The organism is Natronococcus sp. JC468 (assembly GCF_012163165.1).
In the GTDB taxonomy this organism is placed as follows: domain Archaea; phylum Halobacteriota; class Halobacteria; order Halobacteriales; family Natrialbaceae; genus Natronococcus; species Natronococcus jeotgali.
This window is the reverse complement of sequence record NZ_JAAVUO010000010.1, coordinates 93,605-113,597: the sequence shown is the minus strand read 5'-3', so window position 1 is coordinate 113,597 and position 19,993 is coordinate 93,605. Positions and strand designations below refer to the sequence as shown.

The following is a 19,993-nucleotide window of genomic DNA, read 5'->3' as shown; positions in this document are numbered from 1 at the left end:
TCGCCGGCGCCGGTTCACTCCCCGGTTCGTCGGTCGTCGACGAACGTTGCCGGCGGCTCGACGACCTCCCCGCTGTCGGCCGAAACCGACCGCGGGCACGCCACGTCAGCGGCGCTGGTCCGCTCGACGAGCAGGTCCCCCTCCCGGAAGAGCTGGACGGCGACCGGGCCGTCCGGGGCGTCGACGGCGAAGCAGGTCGTCTCCCCCGCGGGTACCGTCAGCGACTCGAGCTCGGCGGCGTCGGGCTCTCCCCCGCGCGGTTCGCGTTCCTCCTCCCCGTCGGAATCGTCCGTCGAGTCCGCGCCGTCCGCGCCGTCGCCGACGAGGACCTCGCCGAAGGCCGTCTCCTGGCAGTCGTCGAACTCGGGGTTCGAGGCCGCGAGGTCGCCGGCGCCCGGGACGACGGGGCCGTCCCGGAACGCTTCTGCGGTGCCGACGATCGCGTCGTCGGGAACCGACTCGAGTTCGCGGACGTCGAACGTGCGAACCCCGTCGACACCGCCGACCGGTTCGATGACGTTGCCGATCTCGCCGCCCGAGAGGAACGTTGCCTCGAGGATCACGTCCTCGAACTCGCCGACGACCCGCACCGTTTGACAGTCGACGAACTCGATGCGCTCTGCGGGCGGGGCGACGGCTCGCCACTCGAGGGAAACCGGACGAGAACCGTCGTTGCTCGCACAGAAGACTGCCGTTCCGTCGTCGACGCAGGCGGGGACGAGCCGGACGTCGACGGCTCCGGACTCCGGGTCCGTACACGCCGGTTCGTCGTCGCCGCCGTCGGGTACCGCGGCGTTCGGTCGTCCGCCGCCGGCGACCGAGCCCGATGCGCCGCCGATCACCGTCGCGGTAACGGTGACCGTCCGCAACCACTCTCGTCTGGAAGGGATCTCTCGTGTCATACCTATCTCCCCGGGAACGACCCCGAGATTGCGAGTAGGTTCCCGCGCGACGACCATTGTTATCGGCAGGCTGCAGGCGGGTTCACGGGGGCCAACAGCGCGCCGGGGCGAGACGGGGGCGGAGGGTTCGGCGGCGCGGTCGCGAACGATCCCGCGGATACGAGACCGCGACCGACGGCGCGGTCGAACGCGCTACGCGGACGCCCGCTCCGTCCGATCCGTTCAGTACGACGACGTTACGCGCCCGCTCGACGGTGTACGCGTCCCCATCCGCCGTCAACGAGGGCCTACAGCCCCGTCGGCGCCTCGAGGTAGGTCGTCTCGAGGCCCCACTCCTCGACGAGCGCTTGGAGGGCGCGGACGCCGAACGTCTCGGTGGCGTAGTGGCCCGCCAGCGCGACGTGGATTCCCGCCTCCTTCGCCTCGTGGTAGACCTGCTGTTTGCCCTCGCCCGTGACGAGCGCGTCCGCGCCGACTGCGACCGCCTCCTCGAGCCAGTCGACGCCGCTGCCGGTGACGATCGCGACGTCCTCGATCTCGTCGGGGCCGAACTCGAGGAGCCGAACGGGGCGGCCGTCGGTCTCGAGTTCGGCCTCGAGTCGCGCCGCGAGGTCGTCGGGCGCGTAGGCGTCCGAGGCGGTGCCGCGCTGGCCGATGTGTTCGGGTCCGAGTTCGCCGAACGGCTCCCGTTGCTCGAGCTCGAGGACGTCGGCGACGCCTGCGGCGTTGCCGAGCTCCCGGTGGCCGTCGAGCGGGAGGTGGGAGACGTACAGCGCGAGGTCGTGCTCGAACAGGGGCTCGAGGCGGTCGTAGGTCCGCCCCGTCACCCGATCGAACCCGCCCCAGGAGAGCCCGTGGTGGACGACGAGCGCGTCCGCGTCGGCCGCGGCCGCGCGCTCGATCGTGTCGACGGCGCCGTCGACGGCGAACGCCACGCGCTCGACGGACCCCTCGTCGGGACCCACCTGCAGCCCGTTCGCGCTGGCGTCGACGTCGGCGTAGTCGTCGGTTCGCAGTCGGTCGTCGAGTCGGTCCGTAAACGTCGAGAGCTCGAGGGACATGGCCGATCGTTGCGCCGCCGTCGGCTTGTAAGCTTCCGATCGAGGGCGCGGCGAGGGGAGCCCGCCCTCACAGCAGGTAAAACAGCGGGAAGAGCAACACCCAGACGATGTCGACGAAGTGCCAGTAGAGCCCGAAGAACTCCACCGGACGGTGGTCCTCGAGGTAGGCGTCGATCGACCAGACGCGGTAGAGCATGAAGACTGCGATCAACAGCCCGAAGATGACGTGCAGCGCGTGCATCCCCGTCGTCACGTAGTAGATCGAGTACTCGAGGCCGTACCACCAGTACTCGCCGTCGGCGAACTTCACGCTGTACTCGTAGCCCTTGACGCCCATGAACGCCAGCCCGAGCAGAAGCGTCGCGCCGAGCGACGCGAGCAGCCCCCGCTTGTTCCGCCGTTCGGCCATCGCGAGCGCGAGGACGACGGTGAAACTCGAGGTGATCAGGATGTACGTGTTCAGCAGGCCGGGCCAGGTGGCGAACGGGACGGTCGTCCAGTTATTCCAGCCCGCGTGGATACGCATGAAGACGTACGCGCCGATGATCCCTCCGAAAAGGACGACGTCGGAGGCGAGGAATACCCAGACGCCGAACTTCGTGGTGCCGACCCCGTCGAACGGCCACCGCTCGGCGATGGCCATCTCGGGGACGACGAACCGCTCGCGGCCGAGCTCGAACAGCGCGTACCCCGCGATCGCCGCACCCAGAACGGTGAGAATCGGATAGACGACGGTCGGCTCGGCGGCGGTACCGGTGAGGTTCTCCGGGGCGACGCCGGTTCCCTGCGCGAACTCGATCATGTACGGCGTCACTCCCGAAAGCCCGAGGAAGAAGACGCCGATCCCGGCGCCGACGCCCAGCGGCCAGATGCTCGCGTGGTCGGCGTGTGCGTCCTCGGCGGCGACCGCGGAGGAGGGCCCCTCGTGGGCGACGCCACCGTCGGCCGCGGCCGAGGAGTCGTCGACGAACTCGAGGCGGCCGCTGGCGTAGGAGGGGCGGCCGTCCCAGTTTTCGAGCGGCGGCGGGGAGGGGATCGCCCACTCGGCCGTGCGGGAGAACTCCCAGGGGTTTTCGGGCGCTCGCGGGCCCGCGACGAGACTGTGGGCTAACGTCGCGAACAGGATCAGAAACGACGCCCCGAAGACGAACGCGCCGACCGTCGAGAGCTGGTGGTAGATCTGCAGGTTCTCGCCGAAGTGGAAGACCCGCCGCGGGGTCTCCCAGGCCAGAAACTGCGGGAAGTACAGCAGGTTGAACCCGACGAAGTACACGGCGAAGCTGAGCTTGCCCAGCGTCTCCGAGTACATCTTTCCGGAGATCTTCGGCCACCAGTAGTACAGTCCGCCGACCAGCGCCGTCACGCCCGAGACCATCACGTAGTGGAAGTGCGCGACGACCCAGTAGGTTCCCCGGAACTCGTAGTCCAGCACGACGGCCCCGAGGAAGACCCCCGTGATCCCGCCCAGGATAAAGAGGACGAGCGCGCCCAGCGCGAAGAGAAACGGCGTGGTAAACCGCACCCGCCCCTTGACCATCGTGTAGATCAACGCGAAGACGATCAGGTCGAAGGGCAGCGAGATCCCGATGGTCGTCGCCATGAACAGGGTCTTGACCTCGAGGTTGATGGTGGTCAGGAACATGTGGTGCATCCAGACGAGAAACGACTGCACCGCGACAAGCACCATCGCGATGATGACCCACTTCCGGCCGACGAGCCGTCTCCCGGTGAACGTCTGGAACGCCTCGAGCATGATCCCCAGCGCCGGGAAGAAGACGATGTACACCTCCGGGTGACCGAAGTACCAGAACAGATGGGCCCACAGCAGACTCGATCCCTGATCGGTCGCGAAGTACTGCGTCAGGAACACGCGGTCGGCAGCCTGCAACAGCAGCGCGGCCAGCAGCGCCGCGAACGCGAACAGCATCATCCAGACGGTCAACAGCCACGACCAGGTGAACATCGGCATGTTCCACAGGCCGAGCCCCTCCGCGCGTGAGCGGTGGATCGTCGTGATGAAGTTGACCGAACCGAGCGTGATCGAGAAGACGAACAGGATCAGCGCGAGCAACGCACCATTGCTGCCGGTGGTCGCCTCGAGAGCGGGCGTGTACATCGGAACGTTCAGCGGAGCGTACATCGTCCAGCCGCCCTCCCAGGAGCCGCCCTGGAAGAACGAGAGCGCGAACAGGATCCCCGAGAACAGGTAGAACCAGTAGCTCAGCGCGTTCAGCCGCGGAAAGGCGAGATCTTTCGCCCCGATCTGGAGGGGGACGAAGTAGTTCGCGAACCCGGACGCGATCGGCGAGAGGAACCAGAACACCATCAGCAGGCCGTGGGTCGACACCGCCTGGTTGAACTGGCTGTTCGTGAGCAGCCCGGTTCCGCCGCTCTGCCAGAGGTGGGCCCGGAACAACAGCGCCATCACGCCGCCCATCACCAGGAAGAACAGGGCCGTCACCAGGTAGAGAACGCCGACGTCCTTGTGGTTGGTCGTTACCAGCCAGCGCTTGACGCTCGTCTTCGGCGGCAGATCGCTCACCGACCGTCACCCCCGAGCGGACCGCGCCGGTCGCGGGGCGGTAGCGGCGGTCGAAACTCGAGCGAGACCGCCCTCGCCTGAGCCCGGTGCGGGCGGGTTTCCCGAGGGTGCGAAGCGAGAACCATAGGCAAGGAAACGCTCTCGACCGTCGCGGGGATGGAGCTATCCGGTGCACTCGCAAGGTCGTTTTTGAACCATCAGGGAGCGAAGCGACCCCGCTCGAGTCGGTCGCGTCGAGACCCGTTGCCGCGTCTCACTCGGCGGGCGGTCGAAAGGCCCTGACCGTGTGGTAGTCCATCGGGGCGGCGGCGTCCTCGAGTTCGACCCACCCGCGGTCGGTGAACACGTGCGCCCAGTCGCGGACGTACAGCCGGACGCCGTCGTCCTCGCGGACCTCGACGACGGATGGCTCGACGGCCGCGTTCGCGTCGGCGTCGACCCCCGCGGCGTCGGTCTCGCCCGTGATCACCAGCCCGCTGGCCAGACGAACCAGTTCGTCGAACACCCACTCGGCGTCGGGGTGGACGTGCTGGAGCGTCTGGACGGAGTAGACGACGTCGAACCGGTCGGTCTCGCGTTCACGGACGAACTCCTCGAGGGCGGCGTGGTGGAACGTCCCCGCCGCGGCGAGGTCGGGATAGTCCCGTTCCATCACCTCGAAGGCCTCGGCGTTGATGTCGACGCCGTGGAGGTCGTCGTACCCGCGGTCGTGGAGGTGCGCGAGGTGGCGCCCGGAGCTACACCCCAGTTCCAGCACGGTCGCGTCGGGACCGACGACGCGGTCGATCAGGGTCCGGAGCAGTTCGCTCGTCTCGTCGGGACCGTAGTGGGCGTAGTACGCCGGGGAGTACGCCCCCGTTCGCTCCGCCCATCGGTCGTGGATATCGTCGGAGTTCATCGTCGTAACGTCGTCCCGGCATCGCGAGAACCGGGGCTACTCGCTCCGGATCCGGAGTCCGCGAGCCGCCGGTTCGGGGCCCGCGGTCGTTCGTTCGGTACCGCCTCCGCCGTTCGCAATCGAGGCTGCGGGTCGATCAGAGCCGCGTGAGGTTTTTCGCGCGCGGACCCTTGTCGGCCTGTTCGATCTCGAACTCGACCTCCTCGCCCTCCTCGAGGTCGGGGCCGCCGACGTCTTCCATGTGGAAGAAGACGTCGTCGTCGCTCTCGTCGGTCTCGATGAAGCCGTACCCGCCAGTGTCGTTGAAGAAGTCGACCGTTCCGGTTGGCATCGACTGCAACTCCGGCGCCCGGCCATATATATTCGAGGGGTACCGCTCGCCCGCTCGCGCGCCGTCTCGAGGGACCGTTTTACGATCCCGCCGTCCGTAGCGGTGAGTGTATGGAACGTGAACACGTGTCGCACGAGGACGGCGTCGTCTACGAGTTCGAATCCGATCTCGAGGCGGTGACGACCGTCGAGCCCGGCGCGAAGCTGACGATCGAGACGAAAGACAGTCTGAACGGAACGATCAGAACGGAAGCCGACGTGATCGAGTCGATCCCCTCGCAGGTCAACGCCGCGACGGGACCGATCGCGGTCGAGGGGGCCGACCCCGGCGACGTCCTCCGGGTCGAGATCGAGGAGATCCGGCTTGCCGAGGAGCAGGGACGGGTGGTGACGATCGGCGGCTTCGGCCTGCTCGACGGCCACGAGGGGATCGATTCGCCCCGGACCCGCCTGCTAGAGGTCGAAGGCGACGCGCTCGCGTTCGGCGACCTCGAGGTCCCCGTCGACCCCGTCATCGGCACGATCGGGGTCGCAACCGAGTCCGACTCCTACACCACGCTGGTCCCCCACGATCACGGCGGCAACCTCGACACGACCGACATGACCGCCGGGTCGGTCGCGTACTTCCCGGTGTTTCAGGAGGGCGCGATGCTCGCGATGGGCGACTGCAAGGCCGCGATGGCCGACGGGGAGATGTGCGGCACCGGCGCGGAGATCGCTACCGAGATCGACGTCACCCTTGAGGTCGTCTCCGATCCCGAACCGGGTCTCGAGCGCCCGCTGGTCGAGACGGCCGACGCCTGGAAGACGATCGCCAGCGCCGAGACCCTCGAGGCGGCCTGCGAGCTCGCCAACCGCGACGCGCTCGAGTTGCTCGCGGCCGAACACGGGTGGGACTCGACCGACGCCTACATGCTCTCGAGCCTGGTCGGCGGCCTCGAGATCAGCCAGGTGGTCGACCCGCTCGTGACCGCGCGCAACGCGGTGCCGAAGGCCTATCTCGAGGATCCGTTCTATAGTAGCCACTGAGAGTCAGTGCGCACTCGATCGCACGACTACTGTGCGATCGGTGTGCAAACAGTTTCAGTTGTTACTATAGCGCAACGACGCCTCGAGCAGCCGGCGCGTCTCCCGATCGGCGGTGAGGACGACCCGGTCCGTCGTCGGATCGTACGCGATCACGCCCCGGTCGGCGAGTCGGGGCAGGTGGTTGTGGACGAGAGCGATCTCGATCCGGCGGCGAACCGTCCGATCGATCGTTTCGGTCGGCTCACCGCGTTCCCGGGCGGCGATCTCTACGGCCAGCGCCGACAGCGTCGTCGGCGCTTCCGGCTGCAGACACTCGAGCAGGTACCGTCGGCGCGAATCCGCGAGCAGTCGCCAGGTACCGCTCGGGAGACCATCGTTTGCGTCCGTGCGCGACATGCGACGGCTTGGGGACCGAACCGCACCAGAATACGCCCTAACTGGTTGGGTGGGTTCGCTCGAGCGAAGCGGTCAGGCGCGTTCCGAGCGCGCGTAGACGAACTCCCTGACCAGCTTCCCGGCCAGCGACGCCGCCTGGCCGTCGTCGCGGTCGTTGACCTCCACGGCGTCGAACCCCGTCGCGGCGGGCGCGATCGAGCGCACGACGTCGCGCATCTCGCGGGGCTCGAGGCCGAACGGCTCGGTCGTCCCGGTCCCCGGCGCGTAGCCGGGGTCGGCCGCGTCGACGTCGACGCTGCAGTAGAGGTCGCACTCGAGCAGCGCGGGGTCGGGCTCCCAGTCGGCGACGTCCTCGGGAGGGACGACCGTCACGTCGGGCTCGCTCGCCCGTTCCCACTCGGCCTCGCTGCCCGTTCTGGCCCCGAGGACGACGGCCTCCTCGACGGATTCGACGTCCTCGAGGATCCGTCGGGTGACGCAGGCGTGCGAGAGCGGGTTGCCGTCGTAGGCCTCGCGGAGGTCGAGGTGGGCGTCGAGGACGACCAGCGCCTCGGGCTCGACGGCGCGGGCGCCCGCGAGCGTGACGGTGTGTTCCCCGCCCAACAGGAGCGGGACGGCATCGTCCCAGACGACGTCCCGGAGGGTCCCCTCGAGCCACTCGAGGTACTCGGGGACGTCGTCCCACGGGCGGACGTCGCCGTGATCGACGACGCCCAGCTCCGAGAAGTACCGGTCCGTCCGGTGGTCGTAGTCGTCGAACGTCTCGGCAAAATGGCGGATGCGCCGGGGCCCGAAGCGGGTCCCCGGCTGAAAGGTCGTCGAGGCGTCCAGGGGCGCGCCGACGACCACGAAGTTCGCGTCCGCGCGATCGGGTCGTCCCGTCGCGTCGGTTCGCTCGCGCTCGTCGGTCGCCCCGGGGAACATTAGACGATCTTTCGCTGCTCTTCCATCTCGAGGAACTCGATGTTCTCGTCGGGGGAGACGTCCTGGTCCTCGGGGACGCGCATCGTCATCGTCTCGTAGGTCTCGAGGTCCATGACCTGCATGTCGTTGCCGTCGACGGAGACGACCTGGCCCTGTTTGCGCTCGATGATCGGGACCCAGATCTTCGCGTCGACGGGCTGGGACAGCGAGCGCTTCTTGCCGTCGAAGACGCCCTCGGCCTCGACGCGGGCCTTGGCGCTGCCGTGCTTGCCCGGCTTGGCCGTCGAGTAGGAGTTGATCTTACACGCGGCGTCGTCGATCATCACGTAGCTTCCTTCCTGGAGGTCGCGAACTTCGGTCTGCTGTTTCGCCATGTCCCGGCGTAATCAACCGACGGCCATAAACCGTTTGGAATGCCCGCTCGAGGGGTGAAAACCGATACCACGCCCCGCTCGCGCGCGAGCCCCTCAGCGCTCGAGCACCCGCCCGATCCGATCCAGCCCGTCCTCGAGTTCTGCGGTCGGCAGCCCGAACCCGATCCGGAACCGGTCGGGGTGGCCGAAGAACTCCCCGGGCGCGAGGACGACGCCCTCCTCGAGGACCGCCCGACAGAACTCCTTGCCTGTCTCATAGCCGTCGGGAACGGTCACAAAGCCGTTGACGCCGACGGGATCGTACCACTCGAGGCCGTAGTCCGCGAGGAACTCCTGCACGCGGGCGCGGTGGTCGGCCACGAGTTCGCGGTTCTCGGCGAGGATCTCGTCCTCCCGCTCGAGGGCCTGCGCCGCGACGTGCTGGCCGAAGATCGACGGCGAGATCGTCGTGTAGTCCTTCCAGTTCCAGGCGGTCTCGAGCAGGTCCTCGTTCCCGACCAGCCAGCCGAACCGCAGCCCCGCGAGCCCGTACGATTTCGACAGGCTCGCGGTCGAGAGACCGCGGGGACCGAGACTCGCCACGGGCGGTAGCGGGTCCTCGGCGAGCAGCCTGTAGACCTCGTCACAGAGCAGGTAGGCGTCGGCGTCCGCCGCGAGGTCGTACAGCGCCTCCACCGTCTCGAGGGGGTGGTACCTGCCCGTGGGGTTGTTCGGGTTGTTCAGGACGATCAGTCGCGTCTCGGGACGGATCGCGTCGGCGACGGCGTCGACGTCGAGTTCCCAGGTCGGGGGCTCGAGGGGCACTCGAGTCACCTCGCCGACGGCGTCGGGGACGGCGTGTAGTGCCTGGTAGGTTGGAGTCACGATGACCGCATGGTCGTCCGGCTCCTGGAGAACGGAGAGGACGGCCAGGAAGTTCGCCTCCTGGGTGCCGCAGGTACACAGCACCTCGTCGGCCACCCGGTCGTAACGGTCGGCGATTCGCGCCCGGAGGTCGGGATCGCCGTTCGTCGGGATCACGTAGCCCAGCTCGCCAGGATCGGTGTCGAAGCGATCCGTCGAGAGGCTGCGCACGCCGCTTTCCGCGAGCATGATCTCGGCCTCGTGTTCGTACTCGGCGAACCACCGCTCGAGGCCGAAGGTGTCGATCTGCATGCTCGAGGCTTTGCGGGAACGGGTAATACGGGTTGTTCATTCGGCATGGATCGGTGGGCTCGAGAACCGGACGCGAGCGATGACCCGAGCGAACCACGACACGGTGGCGCGCGCTGGTCGACGGTGAGCGAACAGCGAACCGTCATCCGATTCCGTGAGAGGTCTTCGCGAGCAGGCGAGCGAATGCCTGAAAGACGCTTCGCGTCTTTCCGTGGATGAGCGAACGAGCAAAGCGAGTGAGCGAAGCGACTGGGGAGGGCGTGGAGATCCCTGTCGCCAGCGTGAGCACGTTACGTACGAGTGCTGGACGTACCACTCTATCCGGATACCACAGGTGTTCGACTGCGACTTATACACCCGACCCCCAAGTGACTGTATGAGCATTATCGCCGAGTTTTCCGTCAGATCGGATGATTTTGCATTGAACCATGCACTCACGACGGCTCCACAGATGGTCGTCGAGATCGAGCAGGTTGTGGCGACGATGGAAGATCGACTGATGCCGTATTTCTGGGTGAGTGGCGGTGATCTCGCGGAGTTTGAAGAGGCGTTTCAGGACGATGAATCCGTGAAAAACACTGCTAGTATTGACGAAGTAGAAGGGGCGAAACTGTACCGTGGCGAGTGGACGGAAAACGTCGAGACGGTCATCTATGCGTACGTTGAACTCGGAGCAACGATCATACAAGCGATCGGAAAAGCCGAAGACTGGGAACTACGGATGCGATTCGACGATCAGGACTCTCTCTCTTGGAATTTCAAGAGTACTGTAATGAGAACGGCATTTCGTATGAACTCAATTCAATCCAAGAACAGGAACAGCCGATGGCGAGCTCCCAGTACGATCTCACACCGAAGCAACGCGAGACGCTGGTCACCGCGCTCGAAGCAGGCTACTACGAGGTTCCACGAGCGGTGACAATGCGTGAACTGGCGGATCGAATGGGGGTGGCCCAACAGACACTCTCGAGCCGATTTCGCGCTGCACACGACAATCTCATTACGAGTACGTTGACGATCAGCCATCCAGATGAGGACGAGGAGTGACGTGCTCCCACGAGGACTGAAGTCGTGGGTTTTCTCACCTGATTCCGATAATTCTCCAGTTGCGGACTGTCTGGGTTCCGTCACCCGGGTTAGTACTATACAGCATGTCTTCTCTTACGCGAAGAGGTGTTCTCTTCTTTCGTGGTTGGGTCTACTATCGAGTTCGACACGGTTCTCGAACTGTGTCAAGAGCAACACCGCCGCATCATCCTCGCAACACTCACACACGAGAAGCGGTCGGTAACGGTAACCGATCTCACGAAGACGATCCTCAAACACAATCATCACACGCCTCTTGCAGCGGTTTCCGAAGAAGAATCGAAACGGATTCGGCTGGCGCTGCACCACGTGCATCTTCCGAAGTTAGCGGAGCAATCGATCGTCGGCTACGATCGGGAACGGCAACTGGTGAAACCAACACCCCAGTTCGATCAGTTACAGCCCCAGCTTTCAGCCATCATTGATGCCGATCCCGATCTTGATGCACCAATATCACCGTGAAATGGCTCAGAATCGTCATTTGAACGACGTAGGGTTTTGATTGTTTTCCGCGGTGCGTAGAACGTAAGCGACGGTCAGTATGCCCCCTCCATGTACCGATCACCCGAGCACACGACGTATACTGACAACAGTGAATTTCCACATCCTCCCCAGCCGATTTCTGCCCACGGGCACTGCGCGGCGCGTTGCGCCGCGAATTCGAGGCGGTGAAACCGCCTCGCACGGCCCGTCTGCTCACGGGTCACAGACCCGTTCGCATGGTATGCGAGACCGCTGGTCTCCTATTCGCTTTTCGAGACGTGAGTATACTCACACCTCGCTACGCTCGAGCCGATCGACAGCGCACGCCACCGCTGTAGTGCAGACGGGCGATCAGACGCACGGTTCACTACAACTCGAGCGAATCGAACCCACCGTCCTCGCTTTCAGGACCAGCGAAAGCCCTCGGGATCCGCGGGTGGCTCGAGCGGGCTCTCGGGTAACTCTCCCGTCACCTCGGGCTCGTTGTACGCGCCCGGCGCGACGTCGTTGGGCGTGTCGGGATAGAACACCGACGCGAGCGCCTGGAGCTGGCCCCGCCCGACGCCGAGTTCGAACTGGCCGCCGCCGTACAGCGCCATCCCGCGCTCCTGGCAGTAGTCGATCGTCTCGAGCAGCGACTCGAGCGAGCCAAAGCGCGAGGGTTTGACGTTCAACCATTCAGGCTCCCACGGCAGGTCGCGAACGTCCTCGAGGCCGTGGATCGGCGCGTCCCAGGAGGTCCGCCCGCGGACCGCGTCGTCCTCGAACAGCGCCTCGGTCCCGTCCTCGAGCGCGGGGTCCTCGAGGACGGCCTCCGGAAACCCCTCGATCAGGCGTTCGTACAGTTCGGGGCTGACCTCGACGTCGACCTCGGTGCCGCTGTACTGGCCCTTCAGGTCGAGGATGCGGACGGCGTCGGTCGCCGCCAGCTCCGCGATCAGCGACTCGGTCCAGTCGGGCGTCGGGTCGAGTTTGAGCTCGAGATCAGGGACCGCCTCGCGAAGTGCCTCGACGCGGTCGATCGAGGGCTCGTCGCCGAGACGGGTGCTGGCGACGAACCGCACCGGCTCGTACTCGGCGTCCAGTCGCGAGGCCAGGTCCGTCCCGGCCTGGCGCAGCGCGAGGTCGAGCGCGGCGGCCTCGAGCCCCCACCGTCGGTAGTTCCGGAACACCTCGCGGTCGGGCGCGCCGGCGGGAAAGAGATCGAGGTCGGCGAGCCGACCCGAGAACGAGTCGATCGTGTACTCGCCCGCGAGGTCGGGCAGCCCCGTCTCGGCGAGCGCGTCGTGCTCGTCGGTCTCGTAGGTGACGTCCTCACCCTTCCCGACGGCGCCGTCGGGTCCCTCGAACGAGAACTCGGTCGTGACGCGGGTAAAGCCGCTCGAGGTCTCGCGCTCGAGGCGGTCCATCGACGCCGACTCGATCGTCAGCGGCAGATCGGCGATCCGGTCGTAGCTCATACGGGAGAGTCGAGAGCCAGCGGAAAGAAGGTTGCAGTGGCGGCGATCGAGTCGCTCACTCCTCGCGGCGGCGCTGGCGGAGGTTCTGACGGGTGAACTGCGGTTTCGCCTGCAGCGAGCCGCCGCCGTCGCGGAACGACCGGTAGAGCTGGACGAGCAACACCGCCGAGAGGACGGCGGCGACGATCGAGGCCTCCGGCGCCCCCAGCGCGTACAGCACGCCCATCGAGAACAGCGACATCGTCAGCAACATCCCGTAGACGAGCCGTTTGGCGAGCGCGTCGAAGACGCCCTCGGAGTCCTCGACGCCGACCCGGACGTAGAGGTTCTCCCGGTCGAGCCGATCCAGCGTGCGCTCAGTCTTGGGCGCGAGTCGGGTCAGCGACTCGCCGGACTCGCGGAGCTGTCGGCCCGTCTGCTCGGCGTACTGGCGGATCGACTCCTCGCGGTAGCCCTGCTCGGTCAGGTAGTCGGTCGCGGTCGCGATGAAATCGAACTCCTCGTCGAGCGTGACGCAGACCCCCTCGACGACCGTCGCGACCCGAAGGACGAGCGCGAGGTTCTTCGGCAGCCGGAAGGGAAACTCGTAGATCGAATCCTCGATCTGGCCGACGATCTGCTGGACGCGGTACTGTTCGATCTCCTGGCCGCGGGCGTCCTGGATCGCGAGTTCCATCACCTCGGCCATCACCGCCCGGTCGGCGTCGGGGGAGAGGGTGCCGACCTCGATCAGCGCGTCCAGGATCGCGTCGATGTCCTGGTTGGCGACCGCGATGTAGAACTCGACGATCTTGCCCTGGACGAACTCGTCGACGCGTCCGGACATCCCGAAGTCGTAGAAGATGATCGCGCCGCCGTCGGTCACCGCGAGGTTCCCGGGGTGGGGGTCGGCGTGGAAGACGCCGTCGTCGATGATCATCTGGAGGTAGGCCCGCTGGAGGGTCTCCGCGACCCGGCTCCGGTCGATCCCCTTGCGGTCGAGGGTCTCGACGTCGTTGATCTTCGTCCCCGGGACGTACTCCATCGTGAGCACGCGCGGGCCGGAGTGGCTCTCGAGGACCTCGGGGATGACGATCCGGTCGTCGTCCGCGAAGTTCGAGCGGATCTCGGCGAGCATCGTCGCCTCCCGCTCGTAGTCCATCTCCTCGCGGATCGTCTTCGCGAACTCGTCGGCGAGGTTCTCGAGCGAGAACGCCCGCGACTCGTCGACGAAGTACAACAACAGCGGCAGCGACCAGCGGACGACCCGCAGGTCGGCCTCGACGAGGTCCTCGATGTCCGGGCGGCGGACCTTCACCGCGACGGGGTCGCCGTCGACCCGGGCCCGGTAGACCTGGCCGAGGCTCGCGCCGCTGATCGCCTCGGTCTCGAACGCCTCGAATCGGGACTCGACCGGGCCGAGTTCGTCCTCGAGGACGCGTTTGGCCGCCGACCAGTCGGCGGGGGGCACCTCGTCCTGCAGGGCCGCGAGTTCGTCGATGTACTCCGGCGGGAGGACGTCGGGACGCGTCGAGAGCAGCTGGCCGAGCTTGATGAAGGTCGGGCCGAGGGTCAAAAGCGACTCGAGCAGGGTCCGTGCGCGACGGCGTCGCGTCTCCGGGTCGACCCGTCGGCGCGAGCCGAACAGCAGGAAGCGCCGTCGGTCGCGGGCGTACGCGAGCACGAGCGGGAGGAACTGCCAGGCGACGAGGACGAACCGGCGGTACGCGCGGAGTCTCGCCAGCCTCGGTCACCCCGTGTTCTCCGGGTCGGCGACGTCGATCGGCGCCTCGCCGCTCTCGGAACGCTTCGGAACGGTCAGCTCGAGGACGCCGCGCTCGACGGTGACCGCCGCCTCGCTCGCGGCGTCGTCGGGAAGCGGCAACTCGAGGTCGATCAGCAGCGGCCGGTTCTCCTCGAGGTACCGGTACTCGCCGTCGGCGAGCTTCTCCCGGTGGGCCTCGACCGCTATCGTCCCGTCCGCGACGGTTACTTCGACCGACTCCGCCGTGGCCCCGGGAACGTCGAGCACGATGAGGTAGGCGTCGTCGCTCTCGAGAAGATCGAAGAAAACGTCCTCCGAGAGGTCCCGCAACGCGTCGCGCAGCGTTGACATGGCCGTGGGTTCGAACGCGGGGACGAAAAACCCCGCGGTAGCGGTCGATTCCGGGTCGGTGACGGGGCCGTGGCGACGTCCCGTACCCTTTTGGGTCCCGCCGACCCGAGTCAGCGTATGGACGGAGCCGACAGCGAGCGCAAGGAGGCGGGGTTCAAGGAGCGGACGCCCGTCGACGAGGCGCGCCGGATTCTCAGCGACGCGGCCGTCGGGGACGGGGACCGCCCGACGACGGGCACCGAGACGGTCCCGCTCGAGCGGGCCGACGGGCGGGTGCTGGCGGCGCCGATTACGGCCGCCCGGGACGTGCCACACTACCGTCGGGCGGCGATGGACGGCTATGCCGTCCGCGCCGCGGACACCTTCGGAGCCAGCGAGCGCTCCCCGGAGGTGCTCCGGATCGGCGACCGAAACGGCGACGTCGGTCCCGACAGGGCCGTCCGGGTTCACACGGGAAGCGCCCTGCCCGACGGGGCCGACGCCGTCGTGATGATCGAACACGTCGAGGAACTGTCCGACGTCGGCGAACTCGAGGTCGGCGACGCCGTCGCGGAGGGAGAAAACGTCGCCCCGATCGGCGAGGACGTCGCGGAGGGTGCACGGCTCTACGAGGCGGGCCACCGCCTGCGCCCCTCGGATCTCGGGTTGGTGCGGTCGGTCGGCTACGACCGCCTCGAGGTCGCACAGCGGCCGACCGTCGGCGTGATCCCGACCGGCGAGGAGCTGGTCGAGGGCGATCCCGGCCCCGGCGAGGTGATCGAGACCAACGGGCTCACCGTCTCGCGGCTGGTCGAGCGCTGGGGGGCCGACGCTACCTACCGCGACGTCGTCACCGACGATGCCGAGGCGCTGCGGGTCGCGATCCAGCGCGACCTGACGAGAGACGTCGTCGTCACCACCGGGGGCTCGAGCGTCGGCGAGCGGGATCTGCTGCCGGAGGTTATCGACGACCTCGGCGAGGTGCTCGTCCACGGTGTCGGGCTCAAACCCGGCCACCCCGTCTGTCTGGGAATCGTCGAAGAGACGCCCGTCCTCGCGCTGCCGGGCTATCCCGTCGCCTGTATCGTCAACGCCGTCCAGTTCCTTCGGCCGACGCTGCGCCGGCTCGAGGGGACGACGCCCGATCCCCACCCGACCATGCCGGCCGTCCTCGAGCGCAAGATTCCCAGCGAGCCCGGCACCCGAACGTTCGCCCGGGTTCGACTCGAGGAACGCGAGGATCCCCCCGCGGACGAGCCCGCGTTCGCGGCGACCCCGACCCGCGCCAGCGGCTCGGGCGTGCTCTCGAGCGTCGCGCTCGCCGACGGCTGGGTCGTCGTCGACGACGGCCGCGAGGGGATCGCCGAAGGCGAGACGGTCGCGGTGCAGGACTGGGAGTCCCACCCCTGACGGTCGCCCCCGGCGCCCACCGATCAGCGCGGACGACCGTCACGCCTGGTCCGACAAAGGGTTATTTCGGTGGTGCTGGTACGACGACCGCCATGACGGCAGTCAAAGTTATCCGCGTGATGGGAACGTCCGACGAATCCTGGGAGGACGCCGCCCACGAGGCGTTTCGGGAGGCCAGCCAGTCGGTCGACGACATCTCCGGCGTCAACGTCGAGAAGTGGACGGCCGACGTCGAGGACGGTGAGATTATCGAGTACAAGGTCACGACCGAGATCGCGTTCCCGGTACAGCACTGACCGACCGGGAGCGATTCCGAGCGTCGTCCCGGGACTCGAGCGGTCCCCGTCGATCCGAAACGCAGGGCTATCGCTTCCGCTCGAACTCCTCCTCGTCGATCGTCATACGTCGGGTTTCGACGGCGAGCCACACGTAGTTCCGGAGGGGCGGTCCGCGTCGTCCGCGATCACTCGCGGCGAGCGCGTCGGAACCGCCTCGCGTACCGGGAGGCCGTCGCCAGCGCGAGCGCGTTCGTCGAGAGGCTCGAGCACAGCAGGAACAGGTTCCGTCGTTCAGTCCACTCGATGCGTTCGCGCTCCGCGGTCGTCGTCCGGACGACGAGCTGGGCCAGCGCCGTCGCGGTCCAGGAAAGCGCCGCGAGGAGGGGCAGGAGGCGTCTCGGTCGCACCATACCGATCGTTCGTCCTCGAGGACCAAGTCACGTTCTACGTCCCGTCGGAGAGCGCGAGTCGCACCGCGTCCGCGAGGGCGCTCACCCGGGCCACGTGCTCGTAGGAGCCGTCCCGGACGCCGTTTGTCACGTACGAAAGGGCGACCCCCGTCTCGGGGTCGGCCCAGCCGACGCTACTGCCCAGCCCCGCGTGACCGAACACGCGATCGGGCGCGAGCGAGCCGAACGGGGTCGCGGCGGTGCCGCCCTTGTAGACCCCCAGCCCGTACCGACGAGGTCGCGAGAGCGTCCCGTCGTCGTCGGTCTCGGCCTCGAGAGCGGTCATCGCGTCGACGGCCGACGACGAGAGGATCCGAGTTCCCCCGAGTTCGCCGCCGTTGGCCAGACAGGCGTAGAAGCGAGCCATGTCCCGGGCGGTGCCGATTCCGTTCGCCGCGGGGACGACCGCCCGGTGGATCGCCTCGGTGTTGAACGGCGCGGCGACCGCGGCGTTGTCGCCCAGCCCCTCGTCGGGGTCCCGACAGCGGTCGAACGCGTCGAACCCGACGAGGGTGGCGACGTCGTCGGGCTCGTGCTCGCGCAGGCCGATCCCGGTGTCGGCCATTCCGAGCGGGTCGAACACGCGCTCGGCCGCGACCGTCTCGACGCGCCGTCCCGCGACGCGGCGGACGAGCTCGCCGACCAGCCAGCCGAACGTCAGCGCGTGGTAGGCCACCTGCTCGCCCAGCGGCGAGACGAGGTCGGCGTCCTCGAGGCCCTCGATAACGCGTTCCCAGTCGGGCCACAGGTCGGGGCGGTCGTCGAGGTCGCTTCGCTGGAGTCCCGCGGTGTGGCTGAGCACCTGCCGAACGGTCACCGCGGCCTTCTCGGATCCCTCGTCGGCGAACCCGGGCCAGTGGTCGACGACCCGGTCGTCGTAGGCGAGCGCGCCGTCGTCGACGAGCGCGTGGAGCGCGGCCGCCGCGTACGGTTTCGTCGAGGAGAAGAGCACGTGGCGCGTCTCCGGGGTCGTCTCCCCGCCGTCGGGACCGGTCGTCCCGCCCGCGAGGTCGAGGACCTGCTCCCCGTCGACGAAGACGGCGAGCTGAGCGCCGTGGTGGAGGCCGACCTCGAGATGGCGGTCGAACAGCGCGGCGATGCGTTCGCGGGCGGCGGGCGCAAGTCGCGACATACCCGTGCCAACCGGGGGCGGGCTTGTAACCGTTCCGCCGCCCGCGATCGACCGACGTTTTTAGCCCCGGCCCGTCAACTTCGGGTATGGAACGCAAGGAGTTTCGCGACCTCGCCTCCCCCGAGGAGGCCCGCGAGGCGATCCGCTCGCTCTCGCTCGAGGGCGGTATCGACCGCGTCCCGCTCGCCGAGGCGCGGGGCCGCGTCCTCGTCGCGCGACTGGACGCCGAACTCGACGTCCCCGGGTTCGACCGGGCGAGCCTCGACGGCTACGCGCTTCGCGCGCGGGACACGTTCGGCGCCGACGAGGCCGACCCCGCCGCCCTCGAGCTGGTCGGCGAGGTCCACGCCGGCGAGGAGCCCGACGTCGCCGTCGGCGAGGGCGAGGCCGTCGAGATCTCGACGGGGGCGGTGATGCCCGCGGGCGCGGACGCGATGGTTCCCGTGGAACGAACCACCCGCGTCGAGCAACGCTCGGCAGAACAGGCGAGCGGTGAAACCGCGAGCACTGCGGGCGATGGCGTCGAGATCCGCACCTCGGTCGCCCCCGGCGACAACGTCATGTTCGCGGGCGCCGACGTCGCCGCGGGCGAGCGGGCGCTGGGTCCGGGAACGCGGATCACGCCCCGCGATATCGGCCTGCTCTCGGCGCTGGGGATCGACGAGATCCCCGTCAGGTCGAAGCCGACGGTCGGCATCGTCTCGACGGGCGACGAGCTCGTCCGCCCGGGCGAGGACGTCGCGAGCGAACGGGGCGAGATCTACGACGTCAACAGCTACACGATCGCCGCGGGCGTCGAGGACGCGGGCGGCGAGGCCGTGCTCTACCCTCACGCGGGCGACGAGCAAGAGGAGATGGAGCGGGTGCTCCGGGAGGCCGCCGCGGACTGTGACCTCGTGCTCTCCTCGGGCTCGACCAGCGCGAGCGCGGTCGACGTCATCTACCGGGTGATCGAGGAGCAGGGGGAGCTGTTGCTCCACGGCGTCGGCGTCAAGCCCGGGAAGCCGATGCTCGTCGGTCGACTCGAAGACTCGGCGTACGTCGGACTGCCGGGCTACCCCGTCTCGGCGATGATGGTGTTCAGAACGTTCGTCGCGCCCGCGATCCGCGAGGCCGCGGGCCTCCCCGAGCCCGAAACCGCGACGGTCGAGGGCAGGATGGCCGGACAGGAGCGCTACGGCGAGGGGCGGCTGCGGCTCATGCCCGTTGGGCTGGTCGCCGACGGGGACGGCGAGACGCTGGTCTACCCCGTCGACAAGGGCAGCGGCGCGACGACCAGCCTCGCGGAGGCCGACGGCGTCGTCGAGGTCGCGCCCGGCACCGACTACCTCGAGGCGGGCGAGTCGGTGACCGTCTCGCTGTTCTCGCCGGACGTACGGCCCCCGACGCTGCTGGGCGTCGGCGAGGACGATCCGACCCTCTCGCGGCTGCTCGACGGCCTCGACAACCCCCGGTACCTCTCGGCGGGCTCCCGCCCCGGTCTGCGGCGGCTCCGGGAGGGACTGCCGGACGTCGCCGTCGTCGCTGGCCCGACCGACCGCGACGTCGACGCCGAGGAGCTTGGCGGCTGGGAGCGCGAGTGGGGGCTGCTCGTCAAGCCCGGCAACCCCGATCGGATCGAGGGCCTGGGCGACCTGGTCGACGCCGACGTCGAGTTCGTCAACCGGACGACCGACTCCGGGCTGCGCTCGAGTCTGGGCGCCGCCGTCGCCGACCTCGCCGCGGACCGGAGCGTCGACCGACACGATATCGTCGACTCGATATCGGGGTTCGACCTCGGACTGCGCGCCCACGAGAGCCCCGCCAGGAAGGTCCTCGCCGACGAGGCCGACGCCGGGCTCGGGCTCCGCGAGACCGCCGACAGGCTCGAGCTGGGATTCGTCTCGCTTGGCACCCAGCGGGTCCGGGTCCTCGCGAACCCCGATCGCCGCTCGAAACCCGGTGTCGCGGAACTCGAGGACGCCCTCGAGTCGGTCGAACCCGACAGGTAGCCGACCGCGACGGTCAGTC

19 protein-coding genes and 1 pseudogene are annotated in these 19,993 nt (G+C 68.0%); 6 read left to right on the top strand and 14 right to left on the bottom strand.

Translation table 11 applies throughout. From position 1 onward, the window contains the following. Positions 1-14: 14 nt before the first annotated feature. From GWG54_RS08475 to GWG54_RS08455, 5 genes are all read right to left on the bottom strand, one after another. Positions 15-902 (bottom strand): hypothetical protein, encoded by an 888-nt coding sequence (locus GWG54_RS08475; RefSeq protein ID WP_167937368.1) that lies wholly within the window; start codon positions 900-902, stop codon positions 15-17. A gap of 287 nt (positions 903-1,189) precedes the next feature. Then, entirely contained in the window at positions 1,190-1,963 is a 774-nt protein-coding gene (locus GWG54_RS08470; RefSeq protein ID WP_167937367.1) for a Nif3-like dinuclear metal center hexameric protein, read from the bottom strand. Between the two features lie 67 nt (positions 1,964-2,030). Then, positions 2,031-4,505, bottom strand: coding sequence for a cbb3-type cytochrome c oxidase subunit I (locus GWG54_RS08465; RefSeq protein ID WP_167937366.1), 2,475 nt, complete (start codon positions 4,503-4,505; stop codon positions 2,031-2,033). Positions 4,506-4,758: 253 nt separating this feature from the next. Then, positions 4,759-5,403: a bifunctional 2-polyprenyl-6-hydroxyphenol methylase/3-demethylubiquinol 3-O-methyltransferase UbiG gene (locus tag GWG54_RS08460; RefSeq protein WP_167937365.1), complete on the bottom strand. Its 645-nt coding sequence runs from the start codon at positions 5,401-5,403 to the stop codon at positions 4,759-4,761. A gap of 136 nt (positions 5,404-5,539) precedes the next feature. Then, the gene (locus GWG54_RS08455; protein ID WP_008420016.1) at positions 5,540-5,734 is read right to left on the bottom strand and encodes a cold-shock protein; all 195 of its coding nucleotides are present in this window, start codon (positions 5,732-5,734) and stop codon (positions 5,540-5,542) included. Positions 5,735-5,844: 110 nt separating this feature from the next. Between GWG54_RS08455 and GWG54_RS08450 the strand changes: the two genes are divergently transcribed. Continuing rightward, positions 5,845-6,762 (top strand): acetamidase/formamidase family protein, encoded by a 918-nt coding sequence (locus tag GWG54_RS08450; RefSeq protein WP_167937364.1) that lies wholly within the window; start codon positions 5,845-5,847, stop codon positions 6,760-6,762. 54 nt (positions 6,763-6,816) lie between these two features. On the opposite strand, the gene GWG54_RS08445 is transcribed toward GWG54_RS08450, so the two are convergent. From GWG54_RS08445 to GWG54_RS08430, 4 genes are all read right to left on the bottom strand, one after another. Further along, positions 6,817-7,158: a hypothetical protein gene (locus GWG54_RS08445; protein ID WP_167937363.1), complete on the bottom strand. Its 342-nt coding sequence runs from the start codon at positions 7,156-7,158 to the stop codon at positions 6,817-6,819. A 72-nt stretch (positions 7,159-7,230) separates the two neighbouring features. Continuing rightward, positions 7,231-8,082, bottom strand: a complete 852-nt coding sequence (speB, locus tag GWG54_RS08440; RefSeq protein WP_167937362.1) for an agmatinase — start codon at positions 8,080-8,082, stop codon at positions 7,231-7,233. Further along, positions 8,082-8,456 (bottom strand): translation initiation factor IF-5A, encoded by a 375-nt coding sequence (locus GWG54_RS08435; RefSeq protein WP_167937361.1) that lies wholly within the window; start codon positions 8,454-8,456, stop codon positions 8,082-8,084. Before GWG54_RS08435 ends, speB begins: the two co-directional genes overlap by 1 nt. A 93-nt stretch (positions 8,457-8,549) precedes the next feature. Next, positions 8,550-9,611, bottom strand: a complete 1,062-nt coding sequence (locus tag GWG54_RS08430; protein ID WP_167937360.1) for an aminotransferase class I/II-fold pyridoxal phosphate-dependent enzyme — start codon at positions 9,609-9,611, stop codon at positions 8,550-8,552. A 376-nt stretch (positions 9,612-9,987) separates the two neighbouring features. On the opposite strand from GWG54_RS08430, the pseudogene GWG54_RS08425 reads away from it, so the two are divergent. Together GWG54_RS08425 and GWG54_RS08420 are read left to right on the top strand one after the other, a co-directional pair. Beyond that, a pseudogene (locus GWG54_RS08425) lies at positions 9,988-10,658 on the top strand (bacterio-opsin activator domain-containing protein). 141 nt (positions 10,659-10,799) lie between these two features. After that, on the top strand, positions 10,800-11,159 hold the full coding sequence (locus tag GWG54_RS08420; RefSeq protein WP_167937359.1) for a hypothetical protein: 360 nt from the start codon (positions 10,800-10,802) through the stop codon (positions 11,157-11,159). A gap of 425 nt (positions 11,160-11,584) precedes the next feature. Here the strand turns inward: GWG54_RS08420 and GWG54_RS08415 are convergent, their stop codons facing one another. The 3 genes from GWG54_RS08415 to GWG54_RS08405 form a co-directional block, all read right to left on the bottom strand. After that, positions 11,585-12,640: a hypothetical protein gene (locus tag GWG54_RS08415; protein ID WP_167937358.1), complete on the bottom strand. Its 1,056-nt coding sequence runs from the start codon at positions 12,638-12,640 to the stop codon at positions 11,585-11,587. A 55-nt stretch (positions 12,641-12,695) separates the two neighbouring features. Further along, positions 12,696-14,303: an AarF/ABC1/UbiB kinase family protein gene (locus GWG54_RS08410; RefSeq protein ID WP_167937357.1), complete on the bottom strand. Its 1,608-nt coding sequence runs from the start codon at positions 14,301-14,303 to the stop codon at positions 12,696-12,698. A 66-nt stretch (positions 14,304-14,369) separates the two neighbouring features. After that, the gene (locus tag GWG54_RS08405; RefSeq protein WP_167937356.1) at positions 14,370-14,735 is read right to left on the bottom strand and encodes an Hsp20/alpha crystallin family protein; all 366 of its coding nucleotides are present in this window, start codon (positions 14,733-14,735) and stop codon (positions 14,370-14,372) included. 117 nt (positions 14,736-14,852) lie between these two features. Here GWG54_RS08405 and glp point away from each other — a divergent pair, with 117 nt between their 5' ends. Together glp and GWG54_RS08395 are read left to right on the top strand one after the other, a co-directional pair. After that, a complete protein-coding gene (gene glp / locus GWG54_RS08400; RefSeq protein WP_167937355.1) occupies positions 14,853-16,124 on the top strand; it encodes a gephyrin-like molybdotransferase Glp in 1,272 nt (423 codons plus the stop codon). 92 nt (positions 16,125-16,216) lie between these two features. After that, on the top strand, positions 16,217-16,420 hold the full coding sequence (locus GWG54_RS08395) for a dodecin family protein (protein ID WP_008420036.1): 204 nt from the start codon (positions 16,217-16,219) through the stop codon (positions 16,418-16,420). 167 nt (positions 16,421-16,587) lie between these two features. On the opposite strand, the gene GWG54_RS08390 is transcribed toward GWG54_RS08395, so the two are convergent. After that, positions 16,588-16,812 (bottom strand): hypothetical protein, encoded by a 225-nt coding sequence (locus GWG54_RS08390; RefSeq protein ID WP_167937354.1) that lies wholly within the window; start codon positions 16,810-16,812, stop codon positions 16,588-16,590. A 34-nt stretch (positions 16,813-16,846) separates the two neighbouring features. After that, positions 16,847-17,983, bottom strand: a complete 1,137-nt coding sequence (locus GWG54_RS08385; RefSeq protein WP_167937353.1) for a serine hydrolase — start codon at positions 17,981-17,983, stop codon at positions 16,847-16,849. A gap of 86 nt (positions 17,984-18,069) precedes the next feature. Between GWG54_RS08385 and GWG54_RS08380 the strand changes: the two genes are divergently transcribed. Next, entirely contained in the window at positions 18,070-19,974 is a 1,905-nt protein-coding gene (locus tag GWG54_RS08380; RefSeq protein ID WP_167937352.1) for a molybdopterin biosynthesis protein, read from the top strand. The last annotated feature ends 19 nt before the right edge of the window (positions 19,975-19,993 follow it).